Consider the following 3,079-nt stretch of genomic DNA (forward strand, 5'->3'; position numbering starts at 1 on the left):
CGCTTCAGCAAATTGGGTATGTGATAGATCGTGGTGTTTTGTGAGCGTCGAACTTTCGGTTCATTGCGTCTTCACACACCGCAATCTGGTCTCTTTCGAGTTCGCAAATTGCTTGGGTGTTATATGGTCAAGCCTCACGGGCAATTAGTATTGGTTAGCTCAACGCCTCACAGCGCTTACACACCCAACCTATCAACGTCGTAGTCTTCGACGGCCCTTCAGGGAACTCAAGGTTCCAGTGAGATCTCATCTTGAGGCTAGTTTCCCGCTTAGATGCTTTCAGCGGTTATCTATTCCGAACATAGCTACCCGGCAATGCCACTGGCGTGACAACCGGAACACCAGAGGTTCGTCCACTCCGGTCCTCTCGTACTAGGAGCAGCCCCTCTCAAATCTCAAACGTCCACGGCAGATAGGGACCGAACTGTCTCACGACGTTCTAAACCCAGCTCGCGTACCACTTTAAATGGCGAACAGCCATACCCTTGGGACCGGCTTCAGCCCCAGGATGTGATGAGCCGACATCGAGGTGCCAAACACCGCCGTCGATATGAACTCTTGGGCGGTATCAGCCTGTTATCCCCGGAGTACCTTTTATCCGTTGAGCGATGGCCCTTCCATACAGAACCACCGGATCACTAAGACCTACTTTCGTACCTGCTCGACGTGTCTGTCTCGCAGTCAAGCGCGCTTTTGCCTTTATACTCTACGACCGATTTCCGACCGGTCTGAGCGCACCTTCGTACTCCTCCGTTACTCTTTAGGAGGAGACCGCCCCAGTCAAACTACCCACCATACACTGTCCTCGATCCGGATAACGGACCTGAGTTAGAACCTCAAAGTTGCCAGGGTGGTATTTCAAGGATGGCTCCACGCAGACTGGCGTCCACGCTTCAAAGCCTCCCACCTATCCTACACAAGCAAATTCAAAGTCCAGTGCAAAGCTATAGTAAAGGTTCACGGGGTCTTTCCGTCTAGCCGCGGATACACTGCATCTTCACAGCGATTTCAATTTCACTGAGTCTCGGGTGGAGACAGCGCCGCCATCGTTACGCCATTCGTGCAGGTCGGAACTTACCCGACAAGGAATTTCGCTACCTTAGGACCGTTATAGTTACGGCCGCCGTTTACCGGGGCTTCGATCAAGAGCTTCGCGTTAGCTAACCCCATCAATTAACCTTCCGGCACCGGGCAGGCGTCACACCCTATACGTCCACTTTCGTGTTTGCAGAGTGCTGTGTTTTTAATAAACAGTCGCAGCGGCCTGGTATCTTCGACCGGCATGAGCTTACGGAGCAAGTCCTTCACCCTCACCGGCGCACCTTCTCCCGAAGTTACGGTGCCATTTTGCCTAGTTCCTTCACCCGAGTTCTCTCAAGCGCCTTGGTATTCTCTACCCAACCACCTGTGTCGGTTTGGGGTACGGTTCCTGGTTACCTGAAGCTTAGAAGCTTTTCTTGGAAGCATGGCATCAACCACTTCGTTACCTAAAAGGTAACTCGTCATCAGCTCTCGGCCTTAGAATCCCGGATTTACCTAAGATTCCAGCCTACCACCTTAAACTTGGACAACCAACGCCAAGCTGGCCTAGCCTTCTCCGTCCCTCCATCGCAATAACCAGAAGTACAGGAATATTAACCTGTTTTCCATCGACTACGCTTTTCAGCCTCGCCTTAGGGACCGACTAACCCTGCGTCGATTAACGTTGCGCAGGAAACCTTGGTCTTTCGGCGTGGGTGTTTTTCACACCCATTATCGTTACTCATGTCAGCATTCGCACTTCTGATACCTCCAGCAAGCTTCTCAACTCACCTTCACAGGCTTACAGAACGCTCCTCTACCGCATCACTTACGTGATACCCGTAGCTTCGGTGTATGGTTTGAGCCCCGTTACATCTTCCGCGCAGGCCGACTCGACTAGTGAGCTATTACGCTTTCTTTAAAGGGTGGCTGCTTCTAAGCCAACCTCCTAGCTGTCTAAGCCTTCCCACATCGTTTCCCACTTAACCATAACTTTGGGACCTTAGCTGACGGTCTGGGTTGTTTCCCTTTTCACGACGGACGTTAGCACCCGCCGTGTGTCTCCCATGCTCGGCACTTGTAGGTATTCGGAGTTTGCATCGGTTTGGTAAGTCGGGATGACCCCCTAGCCGAAACAGTGCTCTACCCCCTACAGTGATACATGAGGCGCTACCTAAATAGCTTTCGAGGAGAACCAGCTATCTCCGAGCTTGATTAGCCTTTCACTCCGATCCACAGGTCATCCGCTAACTTTTCAACGGTAGTCGGTTCGGTCCTCCAGTTAGTGTTACCCAACCTTCAACCTGCCCATGGATAGATCGCCCGGTTTCGGGTCTATTCCCAGCGACTAGACGCCCTATTAAGACTCGCTTTCGCTACGCCTCCCCTATTCGGTTAAGCTCGCCACTGAAAATAAGTCGCTGACCCATTATACAAAAGGTACGCAGTCACCCAACAAAGTGGGCTCCCACTGCTTGTACGCATACGGTTTCAGGATCTATTTCACTCCCCTCTCCGGGGTTCTTTTCGCCTTTCCCTCACGGTACTAGTTCACTATCGGTCAGTCAGTAGTATTTAGCCTTGGAGGATGGTCCCCCCATATTCAGACAAAGTTTCTCGTGCTCCGTCCTACTCGATTTCATGACTAAGAGATTTTCGCGTACAGGGCTATCACCCACTATGGCCGCACTTTCCAGAGCGTTCCGCTAATCTCAAAGCCACTTAAGGGCTAGTCCCCGTTCGCTCGCCACTACTAAGGGAATCTCGGTTGATTTCTTTTCCTCAGGGTACTTAGATGTTTCAGTTCCCCTGGTTCGCCTCTTGCACCTATGTATTCAGTACAAGATAACCATCTTATGATGGCTGGGTTCCCCCATTCAGACATCTCCGGATCAAAGTCTGTTTGCCGACTCCCCGAAGCTTTTCGCAGGCTACCACGTCTTTCATCGCCTCTGACTGCCAAGGCATCCACCGTATGCGCTTCTTCACTTGACCATATAACCCCAAGCAATCTGGTTATACTGTGAAGACGACATTCGCCGAAAATTCGAATTTCTCA

1 rRNA gene is annotated in these 3,079 nt (G+C 51.4%); it reads right to left on the minus strand.

Annotation, left to right across the window (positions count from 1 at the left end):
* Positions 1–123: 123 nt before the first annotated feature.
* A 23S ribosomal RNA gene (locus AC07S6_RS27275) occupies positions 124–3,015 on the minus strand.
* Between the last annotated feature and the right edge of the window lie 64 nt (positions 3,016–3,079).

This window comes from Pseudomonas sp. GW821-FHT07B01 (assembly GCF_059419065.1).